At 69.0% G+C, this 23364-nt stretch carries 4 protein-coding genes; all 4 read left to right on the top strand.

Annotated elements, in window-relative coordinates; all coding sequences use genetic code 11:
* The first annotated feature begins 14 nt into the window (after positions 1-14).
* The 4 genes from ACQP2D_RS20650 to ACQP2D_RS20665 are packed head-to-tail and all read left to right on the top strand — an operon-like array spanning position 15 to position 23083.
* Positions 15-4310 carry a condensation domain-containing protein gene (locus tag ACQP2D_RS20650; RefSeq protein ID WP_433685352.1) on the top strand — a complete coding sequence of 1432 codons (4296 nt, stop codon included), beginning with the start codon at positions 15-17 and terminating at the stop codon, positions 4308-4310.
* Complete coding sequence (locus ACQP2D_RS20655) at positions 4307-5152, top strand: 3-hydroxyacyl-CoA dehydrogenase family protein (protein WP_433685353.1); 846 nt, start codon at positions 4307-4309, stop codon at positions 5150-5152. The genes ACQP2D_RS20650 and ACQP2D_RS20655 overlap by 4 nt, the downstream gene beginning before the upstream one ends.
* Entirely contained in the window at positions 5139-15527 is a 10389-nt protein-coding gene (locus tag ACQP2D_RS20660; protein ID WP_433685354.1) for an amino acid adenylation domain-containing protein, read from the top strand. Before ACQP2D_RS20655 ends, ACQP2D_RS20660 begins: the two co-directional genes overlap by 14 nt.
* Positions 15524-23083, top strand: coding sequence for an amino acid adenylation domain-containing protein (locus ACQP2D_RS20665; protein WP_433685355.1), 7560 nt, complete (start codon positions 15524-15526; stop codon positions 23081-23083). Before ACQP2D_RS20660 ends, ACQP2D_RS20665 begins: the two co-directional genes overlap by 4 nt.
* The last annotated feature ends 281 nt before the right edge of the window (positions 23084-23364 follow it).

Genomic DNA, 23364 nt, shown 5'->3' on the forward strand with positions numbered 1-23364 from the left:
AGGACACCGTAATCGTGAATACAGCAAGCAACGACGACATCGCGATCGTCGGAATCGGAGTGCGCTTTCCGGACGCGTCGAACCTCGGCGAATTCCGCGCGAATCTCGCCGACGGCCGGGACTCGATCGGGCCGATGCCGGACGCGCGCGCGGCGGCGACCGGATTGGACCGCACCGTCGGCTATCTCCCCATGGGGCATCTGGCCGACATCCACACCTTCGACTACGCGTTCTTCGAACTGTCCAAACGCGAAGCATCGCTGATGGATCCGCAACAGCGCATCGCGCTCGAGCTGGCGCACCGGGCGATCGAGGACGCCGGATACGCGACCGCCACGCTCCGGGAGGCCACGACCGCGGTGGTGTTCAGCGCACCGATGCCGACCTACCACGCCATGGCGGTCGATCCCGGCCCGCTCAGCATGCTGGGCAACCTGCCCTTCGGCACCACGGCCCGCATTGCGCATCTGCTGGGGCTGACCGGGCCGTGCTACGCGATCGACAGCGGCTGCAATGCCTCGCTCATCGCCGTTCACCACGCCTGTCGCGAGTTGCGCTGTGGCGATGCGGATTACGCGCTTGCGGGCGGGGTCAGTGTGCGCGCCAACGGCTCTCCGGAATGGACCGCGCAGACGATGACGGAGATCGCCTCGCCCAGCGGACAGTGCCGGGCCTTCGACGCAGACGCCGACGGCACGGTGCCCGGCGAGGGCGGCGCTGCCCTGTTACTGACCACGCTCGGCCGCGCCCGCGCCGACCGCGCGCCCGTCTATGCCGTTATCCGCGGCAGTGCCGTGCTGCACAACGGGCACTCCTCCGCGACGATCAGCACCCCCAGCGCCGCCGCCCAGGCGCGGGTGATCGCGAAAGCGTGGCGGAATGCGGGCGCCGATCCGCGCGACGCCGGATACCTCGAGGCGCACGGGTCCGCCACCCGGCTGGGCGACGCGGTCGAGCTCGAAGGCCTGCGCAGCGCCTTCGGCGGACGGTCGCGGCCCCTGCCGATCGGATCGGTCAAGACCAACATCGGGCATCTCGATCACGCCGCGGGAGTCGCCGGACTGGTGAAGGCCACGCTGACCGTCGCCGAGGGCCGCCTGTATCCGTCACTGCATTTCCGCCGTCCCACCGGCGATTTCGATCTGGCCGCGGCCGGGATCGAGGTGGTCACCGGAGGGCGATCGTGGGCCGCTGAGAGCGGCCCGCGTGTCGCTGGAGTCAGCTCGTACAGTCTCGGCGGTGCGAACGCGCACTGTGTCGTGCAAGAGGCTCCCGACGATCCGGTCGAACGACCCCGGGAGCCGGGTAGCCGGCTCGTCGGGATTTCGGCGCGGACCCCGGCGGCGCTCGCCGAACTGTGCCGCGAGCTGGCGACCGCGCTGGGTGGCGGCGCAGTCGATCTCGCCGACATCGCGTTCACGCTCGGCCGCGGCCGCACGCATTACGGATATCGCGTAGCGGTATGTGCCACGGGCACCGACGATCTCGTCGATGAGCTCGTGCGGCGTGGCGCGGGCATCGATGCGGACAGCGAGCAGCCGGTCCCGCCGCGAGTGGCCCTACTTCTTTCGCCCGGTGCGGCACCCGTCGGGATCGAGCCCGCCCAGCTGCCCGACCAGCTGCCCGCGACGGGAGCCGTTGCCGATGTGCTCGCGCGCCAGATCGCGGTACACGATCGGTTGCGCGCCTGCGGGATCGGTTTCGCCGCGATTCTGAGCGGGGGAGCGTCGAAGTTCGCGGCCCGGTATCTGCTCGGATCGTCGGGGCCCGTCGATCCCGACGAACTGGCCACCGCCGCGGCGGCTCCCGTCGTGGACCGGATCCGACTACTCGCGGCGGCGGACACACTGTTGCGGGATGGACCGGTCGTGTTCGTGGATCCCAGCCCGGACGGCATGTTGGGCCGATTGCTCGCCGAAGGCCTGCCGGGGCGTCCCGACGCGGAGATCCTTTTCGGCACGGCCGATTCGGATGGTCCGATCGGCATCCTCGGCCGCCTCTACGAGCGCGGTGTGCACCTGGACTGGGCGCGGGTGAACGCCGACGACGGCCGTCGGGTGCGGCTACCGGGACATCCGCTGCACGGCTCCCGATGCTGGGTCGAGTTGCCCACGGCCACGCCCGTCGGGATTCCCGCTGCTGCGCGGTCCACTGCAGAACGACCGGAGGATGCGACGGAATGGCTGCGTGCGATATTGCGCGAACTCCTGCACTCCGAGACCGAAATCGGCGCGGACGATGACTATTTCGACCTCGGTGGTAATTCGATCATCGCCGTGCAACTGGTCGAGCGCGTCGCCGAGACCTACGGATTCCGGCCCAAGCTGCTCGATGTCTACGAGCGCCCCAAGGTCGCCGATTTCGCCGAGTTGCTGCGTGCGGGAACCCTCCCGGCGGCGGCCGAGCCGGGACCTGCGCCGATCACGCGGACCGACGAGCTGGTCATGTCACCAGGGCAGGAGCGAATGTGGTTCCACCACCAGCTCGTTCCGGACACCACCCTCTACAACTACCCGGTCGTCAATGTGCTGCGGGGCGCGATCGATATCGCGGCAGTCAAGGGCACCTTCGAGGATTTCGCCGAGCGGCACGAACCGCTGCGCTACAACCTCGTCGAGATCGACGGACTGCCCGCGGTCCGGGTACGACCGGCACTCGGCGAATTCTTTCGTGTCGCCGATGTTTCCGGCGCGACCGACCCTGTCGTCGCCGCCCGCGAGCTGATTCGCCAGGCCGCCTCGGCGCCATTCGACCTGGCCCGGGACCCGCTGGTCCGGGTGCTGCTGGTGACGCTGTCGCCGGAGGCGCATGTCCTGCAGGTGACTTGCCATCACTGCGTCACCGATGGCGCCACCCCGGGCATCCTCGCCCGCGAGATTCCCCAGCTGTATGCCGCGCGGCAGGACGGCCGAGCCGCCGCGCTCGAACCGCTGCCGATCCGCTACCGCGACTACGCGCGCTGGCATCGCGAGATGCTCGAGTCGGGCGCGCTCGAGCACGAGCTCCAATACTGGGTACATCTGCTGCGCGATGCGCCGAAACTGCAGTTGCCGACCGACTTTCCCCGGCCGCCGCGCAAGACGTTCGTCGGCGATCTGGAGCCGTTCACGGTTTCGGCCGAATTGCTGGAGCAGTCGCGCGCGATGGCGAAGCGGGCGTCGGTGTCGCTGTTCGTGGTGCTGCTGACCGGCTTTTACGTCCTGCTCGCGCGCCGCAGCGGACAACGCGACATCGTGATCGGCACACCGACCACCGGCCGCACCCGCCGCGAACTCGGAGGACTCATCGGCTTCTTCAACAGCACGGTCGCGCTGCGGGCCAACCTGTCCGGTCCCGCGACGGTGGCCGATCTGCTCGAGCGAGTGCGCGCAATCGTCCTGGGAGCGCTCGAAAATCAGGAGATTCCCTTCGAACGGGTCGTCAACGCACTCGACGACCAGCGCGACCTGTCCCGCACCCCGATCTTCGACGTCCTCTACGTCCACCAGGAACTTTCCGGCACGGGCAATCCCATCGGGGACGGCGAGATGGAATTCTTCGACCTGGAGCACTCGATACACAACGCGTTCGGCGGATTGCCCACTGGCACCGCGAAATTCGACCTCAGCCTGATCACCTACGATCGCAGCGACGGCCACGACATGCTGGCCTGTTTCGAGTACAGCACCGAGCTGTTCACCCAGCGCACGGCCGCGGGCTTCGCCGCCGCCTATCTCGATATCCTCGCCGAACTGGTGGGGTCGGCCGCCGACCGTCCGATCGACGAACTCGTGACCGTCGCGAAGGCGCCGGAACCGGTGGCGGCACTGGAAATCCCGACGGACCGGCCGCGCGGCGCCATGCGGTACACCACCGCGGCCGTTCGTGAGCCGCTGGGCGCCGCACCCCGCGATGCCGAGCTGCTCGGCGCGTGGATTGCGTTGCTGGCCTGGTATTCGGGTTCCGACGAGGTCTCGGTCGGACTCGCGACGGGTACGGCCCACATCGATCTCGCCGACGAACCCGACGGGACCGAATTGCTCGCGCGGGTCACAGCGGCGCTGGCAACACCGACGGCCACCAGCGGCGACGCGGCGATCCGCTATCGCACCGGCCGCCCGGATGCGGCGGAACTCGCGCTCGAGCTGACGCGGACCGGTGCCTCCACCCTCATCGAATTGTCGTATGCCACGGAACTTTTCGATGAATCAACCGCGCTGGACATGCTCGGGGATCTGCTCCGGCTGCTGCGCGCCCTACAGCGGACGCCGGACGATCCGGTGCCGGATATCACGCTGCGGAGTATCGCGGGAACGGAGGTGACCCGATGAACGGCATCGTCGCGGTGATCGGGGCGGGCACCATGGGCAGCGGTATCGCACAGTGCCTTGCGCAGGCGGGCTACCAGGTCGAGGTCGTCGAACCCGATCGCAGTGCCGCCGAGCGGGCACGACGCGGCCTCGGCGAGGCGGTGCGCTTGGCCCTGCTGCTGGGGCGTGGTGATCGCCGGACCGCAACCGGGATCGGCGGGCGCGTGCGGTGGGTGGAGCGGATCGACGAGCTGAGCGCGGTCGGCTTCGTCATCGAGTGCACGACCGAGCGGACCACGCTGAAGGAGCGGCTGTTCGGTGAACTGGACCGGCACTGCCCCGAGGACGCTGTGCTGGCGTCGTGTACGTCCGCGATTCCGATCGCCCGATTGGCCGCCGCGACCGAACGACCGGATCGGGTGCTCGGCCTGCATTTCATGAATCCGGCGCCGTTGACGACCGCGGTCGAGGTCGTACGCGGCGAACAGACCGCCCCGCAGACCCTGAAACGGGCAACCGATCTCATCGCCGCGCTCGGCAAAGAGGCGATCGTCGTCGGCGACCGTCCCGGTTTCGTTCTGAACCGCGTACTGATGCTGAGTATCGCGGAGGCCGCCGCAACGCTGGACACCGGAACGGATGCCGCGACGGTGGATGCCCTGTTCGAGCAGTGCCTCGGGCACCGCATGGGTCCACTGCGCACCGCCGACCTGATCGGGCTGGACAACGTGGCCGACACCATCGAGGTGTTGCGACACGAGACCGGCACGTCCCACTACCACGTGCCGCCCGCGCTCGCGGCACTCGTCGACGCCGGACACTTCGGGCGCAAGACCGGACGGGGGTTCCATGACTATCGCTGAAACTGTGCACGCGTGGGCACCGAGCGATGCGCAGCGCGCGGCGCTCGCGGCCGGTGATCGCTGTGTCGACCTGTATCTCGAGCTGAGCGGCCCGGTGGACGCGGAGGCATTGCGAGCCGCCGTCGATACCGTTATGGGGGAATGTCACCTGCTGCACAGCGTATTTCGCGGCGACGACACCGGCGTGCGGGTGTACGAGACCATGCCCACGCCGACCGAGGTGATCGTTGTCGACGGCAGCGATCCGGACCGGTTCGTAGCGTCGTGGCTCGCGGAAGAACGGTCGCGCACACTGGATATCGCGCACGGACCGCTGTACCGGCAGGTGCTGTTCCGGCTCGCGGACGACCGGCTCGGCTGGTTCCAGCGCTACCACCGCCTGATCAACGACGAACCCGGAATGCTCGCGATCCTCGCGAGGGTCCGCGAGGTCGTGGACGGAGTGCGTTCGGATCCGCCGACGGATCCACCGTTCGGCATTATCGCGGACCGCCTCGAGAACGAACGCCGTTATCGCGAGTCGGGTGCGTGGGCCCCCGACCGCGCCTACTGGGAGCGGTCCCTGGGCGCTACGGCCCGGCCCGAACCGATCCCAGCTGGCAGCGAGATCGGTTCGGTGACCCCGGGCCTGTGGACCGAGGTGGCGGCATCGACGGAGCTCACCAGGATCGCGCGCGCCTGCGGCGGTGGCGCTGCCGCTGTCGTGCTGGCCGCACTCGCCGTATACGGATCCCGGCTGACCATGACGAGCGAGTACGTGGTCGCGGTCGCCTACGGCGAAACCATGGTGCCGCTGCGGATTTCGGTGCCGCCGCACGCGAGTTTCGACACGATCGCCAAACAAGTGGGACTGGAACTGCGCCGGGCGCGCCGACACCGGTACATCTCCGATATCGATGAGCCCTGGTCCGAATCGCCGGTGCACGGGCAGTGGCCGCTCGCTCTGCATATGCTCGCCGGCACGGCACTGGACCGGCTCGGCGGAGCCGCGATGACCGCGTCCTTCGGGCCCGGAGATGGGCTCACTGTATGTGTCGACGACAGTGTCGCGGGAGGCTGGCGCTTTGCCGTCGCCGCGCGAGAACATCAGGTGCACCAGGACCGCATCATCGGGCTGCTGGATCGGCTCGCCCATACACCACGCACGCCGATCGGCCGCATCGGCATCACCGGGCCCGACGATATCGAATACCTCGTGGGCGCCAGCCCGGAAGTCTCGCCGGTGACGCTGGCAGCCCTGCTCGCGGACCAGGCCTCCCGCTCGCCGGACGCGGTCGCGCTCGTCGGCACCGGACGTCGCATGTCCTACTCGGAACTGCATGATGTGTCGAATCGGCTGGCGCGCACGCTGATCCGGCTCGGGGTGGGACCGGAGCAGTTGGTAGCCGTGGCGATCGGTCCCTCGACAGAGCAGATCTCGGCGGTACACGCGGTACTGGCGACCGGCGGCGCCTACCTGCCGCTCGACCCCGACCACCCCCGCGAGCGCCATGCCTACCTACTCGATGTCACGCGACCGGTGTGCGTGCTCACGACCCGGCGCGACAGATTCGACCCACCGCCGGGCATCCAGGTGCTCCACCTCGATGAACTCGACCTGTCCGGCGAATCACCCGCCACGGTGACCGATGCCGACCGGATCGCCCCGCTCCATCCGGAAAACCTTGCGTACGTGCTGTTCACCTCGGGGTCGACCGGACGGCCGAAGGGCGTCGGCGTCACGCATGCCGCCCTCGCCACACACCTCGGCTGGATGCAGCACACGCACGGACTCGACGGCACCGATGTCGTGCTGCGCAAGACCGCGCTGTCGTTCGACGTATCGGCATGGGAAGTGCTGTGGCCCTTCACCGTCGGCGCCCGGGTAGTGGTCGACGACTCTGGCGCGCACCGCGATCCGGCCGAGCTCGTGCGGCTGATCGCCGAGAATGCCGTCACCACAGTGCAATTCACGCCGTCTACGCTCGCGGCGCAGCGGCGGGCGGTGGGCCAGCCGTTCGCGGCGAGTGTGCGCCGCGTGCTCGTCGCGGGTGAGGCGTTGACACCCGCCTTGGCCGCGCAGTTGTCCGTCGTTGCGCCGGGCGCCCGATACGACAACCTCTACGGCCCCACGGAGGCAACCGTCGCCGTCACTGGGCACGCCATCACCGCACACGACGTCGACACGGTCCCGATCGGCGCGCCATCCTGGGATACGCGTGCGTATGTGCTGGACGCTTGCCTGCGGCCGGTTCCGGCAGGCGCACCCGGCGAGCTCTACCTCGGCGGCGCCGCGCTGGCTCGCGGCTACATCGCACGCCCCGGGCGCACCGCCACGCGGTTCGTCGCCGACCCGTTCGGTAATCCAGGACGGCGGCTGTACCGCACGGGCGACATCGTGCGCGCCACCGGGCACGGGGAGCTGGAGTTCCTCGGGCGCCGTGATTTTCAGGTCAAGTTGGGCGGTATCCGGATCGAACTCGGCGAAATCGAGGCGGTTCTGGCCGGGCAGGAGTCCGTCGCCCAGGCGGTCGCGGCCGTCCATCACGGGGCGGTCGGCGATCGACTCGTCGCCTACGTGACACCCGCGGCCGGACACCGCATCGACTCGGCGGCCGTGCAGCAGCGGCTGAGCGAGGTGCTGCCCCGGCACATGGTGCCGTCGGCGGTCGTCGTGCTCACCGACCTCCCCGTGAACCGCTCCGGCAAGGTGGATCGAAAAGTACTGCCCGCGCCCGTATTCGAGCCCGTGCCCTTCCGAGCGCCGCGCACCGAGACCGAACGCGAACTCGCCGCCGTCTTCGCCGAGGTACTGGGCCGCGACACCGTCGGCGTCGACGAGTCCTTCTTCGCGCTCGGCGGCGACAGCATCATGTCGATCCTACTGGTGTCCCGCGCGCGGGCGCGCGGCATCGCGGTGACGGCGCAGGAGGTGTACGAGCATCGCACCGTCGCACACCTGGCGGCCGTCGCCGAGGCCGCCGACGGGGACGCAACACCGCGGCTCGACGAGCTGCCGGGCGGTGGCGTCGGAGAGCTGTCCCTCACACCGGTGATTCGCTTTCTGGTCGAGCGCGGCGGCGACTTCAACCGCTTCTGCCAGTCGATCACGCTCGAGCTGCCTGACGGAATCGACCGCAGCGCATTGGTTTCCACCATTTCCGCCGTAGTCGACCACCACGACATGCTGCGATCGCAGCTCTACCGCGATGACACCGGCGAGTGGCATCTGATGGTCGCACCGCCCGGCAGCGTCGATGTCGACTCGTTGATCGATCATGTCGTCTACGACGCGGACCTCGCCGGTGCCGAGCTCACGGCGCTGGCCACCGCCGAGCTGAATGCCGCGGTCGACCGGATCGACCCGGCGACCGGCGCGGTCCTGCGATTCGTCTGGCTCACCCCCGAGCCGCGTATATCACCCGGCCTGCTCATCATCGCCGCGCACCACATTGCCGTCGACGGCGTCTCGTGGCGAATCCTGCTGCCCGACTTCGTCTCCGCGTGGGCGGCCGTCTCGGCGGGGACCACACCCGCGCTGCCCGGCGTCGGAACATCCATGCGAGCGTGGGCGCACGCGCTCGTCGATGCCGCGCGGCACGAAGCCCGAGTCGCGGAGCTGCCGGTCTGGCGCGAAATCGTCGATGGGCCGGATCCCGCCTTCGGTGACCGGCCGTTCGACCCGCATCGGGATCTCGCCGCCGATATGGCGCACACCCCGATCGAACTCGATGAGCGTGACACCGCCGCGCTCATCACCGCGATACCCGGCCGCTACCACGCTCGGGTGGCGGATGCGCTGTTGGCGGCGCTCGCGCTCGCGGTCATCCGTTGGCGGTCGCGACGCGGCGACGGCGAGCGGTCGGTGCTGCTGCGGCTCGAAGGCCACGGACGTGAGCAGGACGCGGTGCCAGGCGCTGATCTGTCCCGCACCACCGGCTGGTTCACCTCGATCGTCCCGGCGCGACTCGATCTGACGGGGGTGGATATCGACGATGCCTTCGCCGGCGGCCCCTCGGTGGGCGCCGCTCTCAAGGCCGTCAAGGAGCAGCTGCGGTCCACGCCCGACAATGGTTTCGGGTACGGCCTGCTCAGATATTTGAACGAGGAGACGGCGGAGGCGCTGCCGCGCAAGGAGCCGGGGGAGATCTCGTTCAACTACTTCGGACACATCACCGGCGTCGACCTTCCGGAGGAGCTGGCCGGAATCGGCTGGCTGCCCGCACCCGAGTACGCCATGCTGCCGATCCGCCCCGATGCCCGGCGCGGCGCGCTCGGCGCCGTCGAAGTGGATGCCATCGTCGTCGGCAACCGGCTCAGGAGCAGCATCGGCTACGCGCGCACGCTGTTCACCGACCCGGCGGGTGCGGAGCTGATTCGCCTGTGGCGCGACGCGCTGGCCGCTGTGGCCGGGCATGCCCGGGATCCACGTACCCGCGGCGGGTGCACACCGTCCGACTTCCCGCTGGTCACCCTCACCCAAGGTGATATCGAGACGTGGGAGGCGCGGTATCCCGCGCTGACCGAGGTGTGGCCGGTCTCGCCGCTGCAGGCCGGAATGATGTTCCACGCCATGTTCGATCCAGGCGCGGTGGATGTCTATACCGTGCAACTGGTGCTGACCCTGGACGGCGCGGTCGACGCCGTCCGGCTCCGGTCGGCCGCCGCGGCTGTGCTCGAGCGGCACCCGAACCTGCGCGCCGCATTCGACGTCGACCGGGACGGCACTCCCATCCAGCTCATTTCCGGCGAGGTGGCACTGCCGTGGCAGGAGATGGACCTGGCCGAGGCACCGGACGGGGAGTTCGACCGCGTGCTCGACACCGAACGCGCGACGCCGTTCGATCTCGCGCGGCCACCACTGCTGCGGTTCCTGCTGGCCCGCCTCGGCGCCCACCGCACCCAGCTGGTCGTCACCTATCACCACCTGCTGCTCGACGGCTGGTCCATACCGCTGCTGCTGCGCGAGATCGTCGCCGGCTATGCCGGTTTCACCGGTGAATCGCCGCGTCCCTATCGCCAGTACGTGGAATGGCTTGCCCGACAGGACAAGTCGGTATCCCGGCGGGTTTGGGCGGAGGCGCTGTCCGGTGTGGCGGAGCCGACGCTGCTGGCCGGCGATGCACCCGTGCGCGCACCCGCTGTCTTGCCCCTGGAACAGGAGATCACGCTGGACGAGACACGGACGCAACGGCTTTCCCGCCTCGCGACCGAGTTCGAGGTGACCGTGAACACCGTGTTGCAGGCAGCGTGGGCAATCCTGCTGGCACGCATGACCGATCGGGCGGATGTGGTTTTCGGTACCACCGTATCGGGCCGCCCCGCCGACCTCGCAGGTGTCGAATCCATGGTCGGGCTGTTCATCAATACCGTCCCGGTCCGGGTTCGGCTGACTCCGGAAGAAACCGCGGGATCGCTACTGCGCCGCGTGCAGCGCGAACAGTTCGAGCTGGCGTCGCACCACCACGTGGGGCTTCCCGACATCGTTTCGCAGGGCGAAGGCGATGAACGCGGCCTGTTCGACACGCTACTGGTCGTCGAGTCGTATCCCTTCGATGCGGCGCGGCTGCGCGCGGACGCCGCCACGAGCGCCGATATGACCATCGCCGGGTTGCGGTCCCGGGAGGCAACCCACTATGCGCTGACGCTCACCGTCCGGCAGCGCGACCAGCTGCACATCTCAGCAGGTTGGCGTCCGGACCTGCTCGACGGGGCGACCGTGGCCCGGTTGGGTGAGCGCCTGGTGCGGGTGCTGCTTGCGATCGCCGAGAATCCGGATATCACGGTGGCCGATATCGATCCGCTCGATGCGGCGGAACGAAATCTGGTGCTGGGGCGCTGGCAACGGCCCGCAACAGTGCCCGACGCCACCCTCGTCGACCTCTTCCTGGCGCAGGCGGCAGCTCGACCGGATGGCGTCGCTGTCCGGCACGGGTCCCGCGCACTGACCTACCGTGAGCTCGACCATGCCTCCGCTGAGCTGTCGCGCGCCCTCGCCGCCCGCGGGGTCGAGCCCGAATCGCTGGTCGCCGTGGCCGTTTCGCGTTCGGTCGAGTTGATCGTGGCGCTGCTCGGCGTGTTGCGGTCCGGGGCAGGCTACCTTCCGCTCGACCTCGACAATCCCGCACGGCGCATGGAATTCGTACTCACCGAGACGAATCCGGTCTGCGTGGTCACGACGACGGCCGACCGCGCCGCACTGCCCACCGATGATCTGCCGTGCCTGGTACTCGACGATACGGACGGTCTGGTGCCCCCCGATATCGCGCCCGCGGCACCGAGCCCGGACAACATCGCCTACGTGCTGTACACCTCCGGTTCGACGGGTCAGCCGAAGGGTGTGTGCGTGACGCACCGCAATGTCGTCGCGATGCTCGCCGCCACCCGCTCAGTACTCGACATCGACCACAACGACGTATGGACGATGTTCCACTCCCACGCCTTCGACTTCTCGGTATGGGAGATGTGGGGTGCGCTGGCGAGCGGTGGCACGCTCGTCGTCGTGGATCCCGCCGTGACGCGCTCACCGGCGGATTTCGGTGAAGTGCTTGCGCGAGAAGGGGTTACGGTGCTCAGTCAGACTCCGTCGGCGTTCTACACGCTGCTCGACAACGAGAGCCTTGCCGCCGGACCCGCGCTGCGGCACATCGTGCTCGGCGGCGAGGCCCTCGACCCGCGCAGGCTGCGCGCGTGGTACGACGCCCGCCCGGCCACCATGACACGGATCTCGAATCTGTACGGCATCACCGAGGCGACGGTGCATGCCACGCACTGGGCGGTGGATCACGAACGCGCCCGGTCGGCGCGGGCCAGTGTCATCGGGCGTGGCCTACCGGGAATGACCGTCCGCGTGCTGGATTCGTGGCTGCGCCCGGCACCGGTCGGCGCGGCGGGCGAGCTCTACCTCGCCGGGTACCAGATCGCGCGCGGCTACCACGCGCGCTCGGCGATGACCGCGGGCCGCTATGTGGCCGACCCGTTCGGCACGCCGGGCACCCGCATGTACCGCACCGGCGACCTGGCGCGCTGGAACGCCGACGGACGCCTCGAATACCTCGGACGCGGCGACGAACAGGTGAAGATCCGCGGCTACCGGATCGAACCCGCCGAGATCGAGGCCGCACTGCTCGAACACGATTCGGTGGCGCACGCCGCCGTCGTAGCCCGCGCCGAGGGGGCGGCGGCGCCGCGACTTGTCGCGTACGCGGTACCCACACCGGATACGACACTCGATCCCGCGGCGCTGGAAACGTATGTCGCGCAGCGGGTTCCGACGTATATGCGACCCGCCGCCGTGGTGGTGATCGATGCGCTGCCGCTGACCCCCAACGGCAAACTGGACCGTGCGGCGCTACCCGATCCGGTCTTCCGGGCGCGGTCGGCGCAGGCACCGCGCACCCCAGCCGAGCGGGCGATCGCTGATGTGTTCGCCGAGGTGCTCGGCGTCGACCGGGCGGGTGTGGACGACTCCTTCTTCGCGCTCGGCGGGGACAGCATCACATCGATTCAGCTCGCCTCTCGGGCGCGGACCAAGGGCCTGCACGTCACGCCGAAAGACGTCTTCGAGCACCGCACGGTGGCCGCGATCGCCGCCGCGGCACAGCCGGTGGATTCCGGCGCCGAGGTGCGGCGCCTGCCGGAACTGCCCGGCGGCGGTGTCGGCGAGCTGGCGCTCACACCCGTCGTGCGCTGGTTGATCGAACGCGGCGGCACCTTCCGCCGCGTCAACCAGACGCTCACCATCGAGCTTCCCCTCGGCATCGGCCGCGGCACTGTGGCATCCGCGGTCGCGGCGGTCGTCGACCGGCACGACATGCTGCGTAGTCGGCTGTTCCTCGACGGTGCGGGTGAGTGGCGGCTGGAGACCTCATCGCCGAGTACGGCCGACCCGGCAGAGTTGTTGCGCCGCTGCGAAATCGATGACGCAGACGCCCTGGGGGCGGCCGCTGCAGCGGAGGTCGACGCCGCGTTGGACCGCCTCGACCCGGCGGCCGGTGTCGTGGTGCAGTTCGTCTGGCTGGATCCGCAGCGCCCGGATGTGTCCGGCCGACTGATCATCTGCGCACACCACATCGCTGTGGACGGCGTGTCATGGCGAATCCTCATTCCCGATCTGCTCGCGGCCATGCACGCGAGCGCGAACGGTGCACCGCCGCAACTCGAGCCGCCCGGCACCACCATGCGCCGGTGGTCGCACGCTCTGGTCGACGCGGCGAGTGATCCGAGCCGGACCACCGAACTCGGTCTGTGGCGGCGCATCTGCGCGACACCGGATCCGCTGCTCGGGTCCCGGCCCCTCGACCCCGGCATCGACCTCGCCTCGCGCATCGCGACGGTGGATGTCACTGTGGACGAGACGGTCACCGAGGCGCTCATGCGGACCGTACCCGGCCTGTTCCACGCCGGTGTCGACGAGATCCTGATATCAGCGCTGGCCGTCGCGCTGGTGGTTCGGCGGGCGCGGCGGGGTGAGAACGCGCCGGTGTCCCTGCTCCGGCTGGAGGGCCACGGCCGCGAGGAACAGATCGTGGCGGGCGCCGATCTGTCCCGCACGGTGGGGTGGTGCACCTCGCTCTACCCCGTCCGGCTGGACCTCACCGATATCGACGCGGCGGCGGCACTGGCCGGTACCGACGCCGCTGGAGCCGCCATCAAGGCGGTCAAGGAACAGTTGCGCGCCATCCCCGATCACGGGATCGGCTACGGACTGCTGCGCTACCTGAACCCCGAGACCGCGGAACTGCTGCCGAAACCGATGCCCGGACAGATCAGCTTCAACTATCTCGGGCGCGTCGACGATCGCGGTGCCGGACTGCTCGCGACGCCCGCCGCTCCGGACCCCGACCTGCCCGCGGCCGCCGCGATCGATATCAACGCCATCGTGACCGGGTCCCGGCTCCGCGCCGGATTCGCCTATCCCGAAACACTTCTCGACGCCGCGGAGGTGTCGGAGCTGGCCGACCTGTGGGTGCGCGCGCTCGCCGCGATCACCGCCCACGCGAGAACCGCGCACGCGGGTGGGCACACGCCCTCGGACTTCCCGCTGGTCCGGGTGAGCGGCGCCGATATCACCCAGTGGGAGCGCGCCTACGGACGGCTCACCGATGTGTGGCCGCTCGCGCCGCTGCAGCCGGGGCTGTACCTGCACGCCCTGCTCGCAGAGCCGCTACCGTCCGGCCGCACCGCCGTCGACGTCTACAACGTGCAGGCGGTGCTGCGTATCGGCGGGGCGGTCGACGGCGACCGGCTGCATCGGTCCGCGCGGGAAATACTGCGCCGGTATCCGAATCTGCGTGCGGCATTCGCGGCCGACGGCACCGGCATGCCCCGGCAGGTGGTACCGGAGACGGTCGAACTCCCGTGGCGCCAGGCGGATCTGCGTGCGGGGGGTGACCTGTCCGAACTCCTCGCCCAGGACCGCGCGCACTGGTTCGACCCGGCCAGGCCGCCGCTGATGAAATTCACCCTCGCCCGGGTCGGGGACGCGGCATACGTGTTGATCGCGACCTATCACCACATTTTGCTCGACGGCTGGTCGGTGCCTCTGGTGTTGCGAGATCTCATGGCGCTCTACGCCTCCGACGATCCGCTGCCGCCGCCCGGGGGATCGTTCCGCGCCTACCTCGCGTGGAACCACGACCGCGACGCGACGGCGGCCGCGACGGCATGGCGGCGGGTGCTCGATGGAGTGCCCGCGCCGACGCTGATCGTCCCGGCGGCCCGCACCCGGGAAATCGCTACCACCACCGCGGAATACCGGTGGACGCTCGACCCGGACGCCACCGCCACGCTCGGCGCGACCGCGATGGCACTCGGGATCACGCTCAATACGGTGCTGCAGGTCGCGTGGGCAATCCTGCTGGGGCGCAGGCTCGGCCGCGCGGATGTGGTGTTCGGCGCGATCGTTTCGGGCCGTCCGGCCGCACTGCCAGGCGTCGAATCCGTTGTCGGACTGTGTATCAACACCGTGCCGGTGCGGGTGCGCTTCGCACCGGACATGCGCGCGGCCGCGCTGATGCGTGCCGTGCAGGCCGAGCAGGCGGAACTGATCGAGCACCACCACCTCGGCCTGACGGAGATCCATACCGCCGCCGGGCTGCGGGACACACTGTTCGACACGGCGCTGGCGTACGAGTCTTATCCGGTCGATACCGAGCAGCTCGCCGCGGTGGCCGCCACAGTCGGCGGCGTCACCGGTACCGGCGTCGAGATCCACGACGCCGCGCACTATCCGCTGACGCTCACTATCGATCCAGGTAGCTCGTTGACCATCCGATTCGGTTACCTGCGTGACCTTTTCGACGAAACACAAGTGGCCGCGCTCGGCGCGGAACTGCGGAACCTGCTCGCCGCGTTCCTGCGAGACCCGGATGCCGCCATCGAGGAGCTGCAATGACATCGAGCTGGCCGCTGACCAAGGCGCAGCAACACGTATGGGTCGCCCAGCAACTCGACGACAACGGGCGACGGTTCGTGATCGGCGGGTATGTGCACATCCACGGCACGGTCGACGAGGTGGCGTTCGAGCGGGCGCTGCGCATCGTCGTGGCCGGCGCCGAGACGATGCGGGTGCGGTTCGACACCGATGCCGAGGGCGAGGTTGTGCAGATCCTCGCGAATGTCGGCGATTGGCCCCTGCTCCGCAACAGTTTTCGCGATACGGCCGACCCGCACGGCGAGGCGGTACGTTTCATGTACGCGGCGCTCGACCGGCCCTTCGACCTGTCCCGCGCCCCGCTGTTCGAACATCACCTGATCGATCTGGGCACTGCGGGCACCGCGTGGTTCATCCGATCGCATCACGCGGTTCTCGACGGCGCCGCGTCGGCCGCCATGATCAAACGGGTCTCCGACACCTACACCGCGTTGGTCACCGGTCGGCCGGTGGCGGAATCGGTGTTCGACCGGGTGGAAGCCCTGGTGGCGGAGGACATTCGCTACCGCGCCTCCGCCCGGTTCGTCGACGACCGGCGGTTCTGGGCGCAACGGCTCGCGGTTCCAGGGCCGGACGATGCGCCGCTGTTCGCCGGGATCCCGGCGACGGTCGATGGGCCCCGGTACATCAGGCACGTAGGAGCGCTCGACGCACCGGCGTGGTCTGCCCTCCGAGCCCGTGCGGACGTGTCCGGAACCGCGTGGCCGGCCTGGGTATTCGCCGCGATCGCCCTGCTGCTGCACGCGGATTCGGGCGCACGAATGGTCACGCTCGGCCTCGCCGTGCCAGCGAAACGCTCCCGTACCGCGCTCGGTGTTACCGCGAATATCGTCCCGCTGCGCATACCGGTCGACCCGTCCACATCCGTCGGCGAACTCGTCGGCGCGGTGCGTGCCGAGTCCTTGATCATCCTGCGCCACCAGCGATACCAGCAGGCCGATATGCTCGCCGACCTCCGGGCGGGCGGTATCGGCGGCGGTGTCGTCGGCCCCACGATCAATGTGCTGCCCATGCAGAAGGACCTCCGCTTCGGCGCCGAAACCGCTACGCTGCGTCACCTCTCGGCCGGCCGCTCCGACGACCTGACGATCGGCGTATACGACAACGGCGAGCCGGTCCTGCCCCTCGTACTGGAATCCAGCACGCTCCGGTACTCCGAGCGCGATCTGGCCGCGCACCATCGACGGCTCACCGCGACGATCGCGGCCATAGCCGCGGCTCCGGAGGAGCTTCCGGTCGGCCGCCTTCGAACATTGGCGGGCCAGCCATTGGCAGTGTTGCCGGAAGATCCAGTGCCCGCCCCCGCCGTGGAATTGCCGGAGACGCTCGTCGACTGGTTCGAGCGGGCCGTCACCGAACGCTGCGACGCCACCGCCGTCGTTTCCGGCGCCGAGTCGCTCACCTATGCCGAACTGGACAGGCGCAGCCGGGGATTGGCCGAGCTCATCGCCGGATACGGTGTGGGCGTGGGGGAATTCGTGGGCCTCGCGCTGCCCCGATCCCTGGACCTCGTCGTCGCCATGGTCGCCGTGCTGCGGGCCGGTGCCGGCTACGTTCCGCTCGACCCCGGCTATCCGGAGCAACGGCTGCGGGCCATCGTCGCGGATGCGGCCCCCTCGTTGATCGTCACCGGAGCGGAAACCACCCTGCCGGATTCGGTCTCGACGGTGCCCGTTTTGCGGATCGGGGCTCAGCCACAGGTTACTGCGACCGAGCCCGCGGCCCGCCCGTCAGCGCTACACCCCGCCTATGTCATTCACACCTCCGGCACAACCGATCGGCCCAAGGGTGTGGTGGTCACGCACACGAACGTCGTACGGCTTCTCACCTCGGCACAGCGGTGGTTCGGGTTCGGCACAGACGACGTGTGGACCCTGTTCCATTCCACCGCATTCGACTTCTCGGTGTGGGAGATCTGGGGTGCCCTGTGCCACGGCGGCAAGCTCGTCGTTGTCGACGCCGAAGTGGCGCGCTCGCCGCGCGATTTCCTGGATCTGCTGGTGGCGCAACGGGTTACGGTACTGAACCAGACTCCGTCGGCATTCGGGATGCTGGTCGACGCCCTGGCGGACAGGTCCACCGCCAGCGACGGGCTATCGCTGCGCTACGTGATCTTCGGCGGCGAACCGGTGGAGCCGTGGCGGCTGGCCGCCTGGTGGTCGCGACGCCATCCGGAGCGGACGCGTCTGATCAATATGTACGGCATCACCGAGACAACGGTGTTCACCACCGGAACGCCCTTGGCGGGCAACCCGTCCGCAGGCGATATCGGCATACCGCTACCGGACCAGTCCGTGTATGTGCTCGACGCGATGCTGTGCCCGTGCCCCCCGGGCATCCCGGGCGAGCTCTACGTCACTGGATCCGGCGTCGCCGCAGGGTACCTGCACCAGCCCGGCCGCACCGCGGCACGTTTCACCGCCGACCCGTTCGGCACGCCCGGCACCGTCATGTACCGCAGCGGGGATCTGGCACGCTGGACCGGCACCGGCACGCTCGAATACCTCGGTCGGGCGGATCGTCAGGTCAAGGTGCGTGGCTTCCGGATCGAGCCCGGTGAAATCGAGGCCGCCCTGTGCGGACAACCGGCGGTGCATGCGGCGGCGGTCCTGACCGTCGAATACCGACCCGGTGACCGCAGGCTCGTCGCCTTCGTCACGGGGGACCGCGTCGACGTCGACGCCGCTCGCACAGGCATCACCAAACTGCTTCCCGTGCACGCGGTTCCCTCCGCGATCATTGCCGTCGACACCATCCCGATGACACCCAACGGCAAAATCGACGAACGGCGGCTGCGCGACTTCGCCACGAACGGCGCCGCACGCGCTACCGGCGCGCCACCGCGCACCGATATCGAGGCGCGGCTGCACGCTCTGTTCGTCGATGTGCTCGGACATGACGGCATCGGCATCGACGACGGCTTCTTCGCCGCCGGCGGTGACAGCATTCTGGCCGTCCGGCTGGCGGATCGGGCGCGGGCGGCCGGACTCGCCATCTCGCCCCGGGATGTATTCGAACACCAGACTGTGCGCACGCTCGCGCGCACAGTCGGCACCGCTGGGCCGGTAGCCGCGTCTGCGGTCGCGATCACCGCGGCCCCAACGAGTGATGGCCGCCAGTTCCTACCCGCGACACCATTGCAGTCCGGCCTGCTGTTCCACTCCCTCTACGAAGGCGGCGACGGCGAGGACCCCTATCTCGTCCAGTGCGCATTGGAATTGGACGGCGCGGTCGACGGGGATCGGCTACGCGCCGCTTTGCGATCCGTGCTCTCGCGGCACCCGCATCTGATGGGGTCGTTCGTCATCGACGACAGCGCGCAGCCGCGGTACGAGATTCACGAAGACCTCGAACTGCCTTGGCGGGTCGTTGATCTCGTCGCCACGACGGCTGACGAGAGAGAACGCGCCGTCGACCGGGTGCGCGCGGCGGACGCCCCGATCGATCCGCTCGTGGCGCCGCTGCTCACGGTCACCCTGGTCCGCACCGAGGCGCGACGCTCCACTGTGCTGCTCACCTACCACCACGCGCTGCTCGACGGCTGGTCGCTGGCAATCCTGTTGCGCGAGTTGCTGATCGGCTACCGCGGCATCGAACTGCCGTCCGCGACACCGTTGCGCCGGTTTCTGGAATGGTCCGCCGCGCAGGACCGCGACAGCGCCCGCCGGGCCTGGGCGACTGCGCTCGACGGCGCCGAACCGAGCAAGGTGGCGCGGGCGGACCGGCAGCCGTGGCAGCGGCCCGAAGACCACACATTCCGCATGCCGGACGCCCTGGTCACCGCGCTGCGCGAACGGGCCGCCGAACGCGGGCTGACGCTCAACTCGCTGATGCAGGCCATGTGGGCGATGGTGCTGTCGAACCTGACCGGCAGCGATGACGTCGTCTTCGGTATCACCGTATCCGGCCGGGCGGGCGCCGAGATGGAACAGGTTGTCGGGCTGCTCATGAACACCGTGCCCCTGCGCGTGCGATTGGTTCCGGCGGAGTCGCCGCTCGACTTGGCCGTTCGGATCCAGAACGGGCGCGCGGAACTGATGGAGCACGACCATCTCGGACTGCCCGACATCGTGTCGGGGGTGGGGGAGACCGACCTGTTCGACACCTCACTCGTCTTCGAGAATTTCCCCGTCGACACCGGCCTCCTCGACGACCCGGACGCGGACTTCGCGGTGGCGTCCGTCGAAGTTCGTGGTGGAACGCATTTTCCGCTCACGGTGGTCATCGTCCCCAGCGGCGGCGAGTTGACCTTCCGGATCGGTGTGCAGCTCGCCCGCATCGACTGCCTCGTTGATGCGGGCGACCTGTGGGCGCGCATGCTGGCCGCCGGCGAGGCGCTCGCCGCACCACAGCAGCCGCTGGTCGGGCGAGTCGTCCTGGTCGAGCGACAGATCGAGCTGCTGACTACCGGACACGGCGTCCGCACCGATATCGAAAACGGCAGCATCGCCGACTGTTTCGAATCGGTCGTGCGGCGGTGCCCGCAGCGTGTCGCGATCTGGTCCGACGGTCTGGAGATCACCTATTCAGAATTGAATGCCCGTGCCAATCGCGTCGCGCGGTGGCTCCGGGATCGCGGCGCCGGACCGGGAGTTCCGGTCGGCATCGCCCTGCCGCGCTCGGTCGATCTCGTGGTCGCCTTCCTCGCCGTCTACAAACTCGGGGCGGTGTGCGTACCGCTCAGTGACCGTTATCCGCCCGCACACGTGCGGCGTCTGCTGCGCTTCACCCGAACCGAATTGGTGCTGGACGATCTCAACGGCGTGGCCGCGACGACCGACGATGACAGTGACCTGGGTATCGCCATCGCGCCCGACGCGGTCGCGACGCTGATGTTCACATCCGGGTCGACCGGAGCGCCGAAGGGCGTCGAGGTGACCCATCGCAATATCGTGGCCCGGGCGCGCGATCGTGTCGGCCACGGCGACCGGCACGAACGGGTGCTGATGCATCTGCCGCACACGTGGGACATGGTCGTATACGAGCTGTGGCTGCCGCTGCTGACCGGTCGCACCGTGGTGCTCGCGCGGCCCGGCGTGCTCGATGTCCACGACTACGCGCGCGTGCTGCGCGCCGGACATGTCACCTCGATGCTGTTGTCGGCGGGCCTGTTCCACCTGCTGGCGGAGCAGGCTCCGGAGGAACTCGGCCGGCTGTCGAAACTCGCGATTGCCGGGGACGTGCTGTCGCCGCGGGCCACGGTGGCCGTGCGTCGCGGCGATGACCCGCCGACGGTGCGGAACCTGTACGGACCGGTCGAGGCGACGAGCTTCGCGGTAGCCTTCTCGATCCCCGCCGACGCGTCGCCCGAACGTCCCGTCCCTATCGGACGTCCGGCCGACAACACTCGCGTCACAGTGCTCGATTCGGCACTGCGGCCGGTGCCCCCGGGTGTGTCCGGGGAGATCTACCTGTCCGGTGCGGGACTCGCCAACGGCTACCACCGGGCTCCGGCCGCCACCGCGGAACGGTTCGTGGCCGACCCGTACGGACCGCTCGGTGCCCGCATGTACCGCACGGGTGACCTCGGCCGATGGGATGCGGGCGGGCTGCTGCATTTCCTCGGCCGCGCCGACCGGCAGTTGAAGATCAATGGCTTCCGGGTCGAACCCGGGGAGGTGGAGGCGGCGATTCGACGCGAGCCCGGCGTCACCGCGGCGATTGTCACGGTGCGGCGGGCCGGCAGCGGGCAGTCTCTGATCGCGCACGTCGTCGGGCCTGACGGGGTCGACACCGCGGCATTGCGGACGCGGCTGGCCGCGAGCCTGCCCTCCTACCTGGTGCCGTCGGTGATCGTGCGGGTCGACGAACTGCCGTTGACCGCCACGGGCAAGGTCGATATCGGCGCGCTACCGATGCCGCCCGGAACCGATCCTGTTCCCGTGCGCACCCCGCGTCAGCAGGTCATCGCGGCAGCCTTCGCCGAGGCGCTCGGCGGCCGAGAGTTGGGCCTCACCGACGACTTCTTCGCGCACGGCGGCAACTCCCTGTCCGCGATCCGCGTGGTCGCTGCCCTGCGCCCGTCACTCGGCGTCGCGGTATCGTTGCGCGATCTGTTCGAGTCACCGACGATTGCCGCACTGGAGCAGGCGTTCGATCGGCGCGGCGGCACGGGGACTGCTCGTCCCGGCTTCGCACCGATTCCCCGCACCGACCCGATCCCGCTTTCGCCCGCGCAGCTGCGCCTGTGGACGGTGAACTATCTCGGCGGGCAACAACCCGACTACCTGATCGCGACCGCTCTCGGCATCCGCGGACCGCTCGACACAACGGCGGTCACGGCGGCGGTCGGCGATCTGGTCGCTCGGCACGAAATCCTGCGCACCGTACTGCCCTATGCGGTCGACGGCCCGGTGCAGCGGATTCTGCCGATCGGGTCGGCGCAGCCGGATTTCCGCATCGTCGAGGCCGATGGTATCGACAGTGTCGACCGGGCAATGGAAACCGAGATGCGGCACGGGTTCGACCTGACGGTGCGGCCGCCGCTGCGTATCCGCCTGTACCGGTTGGGCCCCGAGCATCACGTCTTGTTCGGGGTGGTCCACCACATCGCGGGCGACGGCGAATCCATGGGGATTCTCCAACGTGATCTCCTCATCGCCTACCAGGCACGGGCCGTCGGCCTGGTCCCGGAATGGCCCAGTCCGGCAACGCAGTTCGCCGATTACGCCATATGGCTGCGACACCTGCTCGGCCCGGATACCCACGTACTCGAGCAGCAGACGCGGTACTGGCGCACCATGCTCGACGGCGTGCCGGAACAGCCGGTGCTTCCAGTCGACCGGCCCCGCGCCGAGCGGCGGTCGAATACGGCCGCCGCGGTCCCCGTTCTCGTCGACGCCGACACCCACCGCGAGCTCGCCCGGACCGCCCTCGACTGCCGGGTGAGCATCTACATGCTGGTACACACTGCACTCGCCATAGCGCTGAACAGGCACGGCGCGGGCACCGATCTGCCCGTCGGGGTTGCGTTGAGTGGACGCGACTCGGCCGGTCTGCAAGATGTCGTCGGGTGCGTGGTCGACACGGCGGTGGTCCGCGCCGACCTGTCGGGCGCGCCCACCCATCGCGAACTGGTCCATCAGGTCCGCGAGCGTGTTCTCGGCGCGTACGAGAACAAAGAGTTTCCCTTCGATCGCCTTGTCGAACTGGTGAACCCGCGACGCTCCCGGACCCATCATCCACTGTTCCAGGTGATGGTGACCTACCTGCGTGGATTCGACATCGGCACGACCCCAGCCGGATTGGCGATCCAGCCTCGACCGGTAGCGGTGCGCCGAACCCCGTTCGAGCTATTGCTGAATCTGCGGGAGGAATACCGCGCCGACGGGTCATGCGCCGGAATCCGCGGTGAGCTGGTTTACGCTGCTGAGCTTTTCGACCAATCGACGGTCGAGTCCGTCATCGCCGCCATGACCAATGCGCTGGCGGCGATATGCGCCGAACCCGACGCACCTGTCGGCTCGACCGAGCGTGAGTCTGTCTGTGCGCGTGTCGAGTTCGGCGGTGGTGTCTAGAAGGGTGGGATGAAGTTTCCCCCGCGTGAGCCGCGCGGCGCAATTGCTCCGCGGCTCTGCGGTAGCGCGATTCCGGAGGCCCGCATGGCCGTGGAGACGAGCGTCGAAGTGTGGGTCACGAATACCGGTTCTTCGCGATTGCGGAGCTTACGCCTGGCATCGTCGACGGACGACAATTGGCCGGCAGTTGCGCATTAGCTTTGCTTACGAACGACTTTCACGTCGAAAAGTTTGAAACACTACGTGTGGTTCGCTCGATGAGACGATTAGGTTGCCGGGGC

Origin of the sequence: Nocardia sp. CA-119907 (assembly GCF_050955995.1) — a bacterium.
Lineage (GTDB): Bacteria > Actinomycetota > Actinomycetes > Mycobacteriales > Mycobacteriaceae > Nocardia.

Bases quoted from the DNA above. Each gene is read 5' to 3' on its own strand.
- ACQP2D_RS20655 (WP_433685353.1), top strand. From the start codon at position 4,307: ATGAACGGCATCGTCGCGGTGATCGGGGCGGGCACCATGGGCAGCGGT.
- ACQP2D_RS20660 (WP_433685354.1), top strand. From the start codon at position 5,139: ATGACTATCGCTGAAACTGTGCACGCGTGGGCACCGAGCGATGCGCAG.
- ACQP2D_RS20665 (WP_433685355.1), top strand. From the start codon at position 15,524: ATGACATCGAGCTGGCCGCTGACCAAGGCGCAGCAACACGTATGGGTC.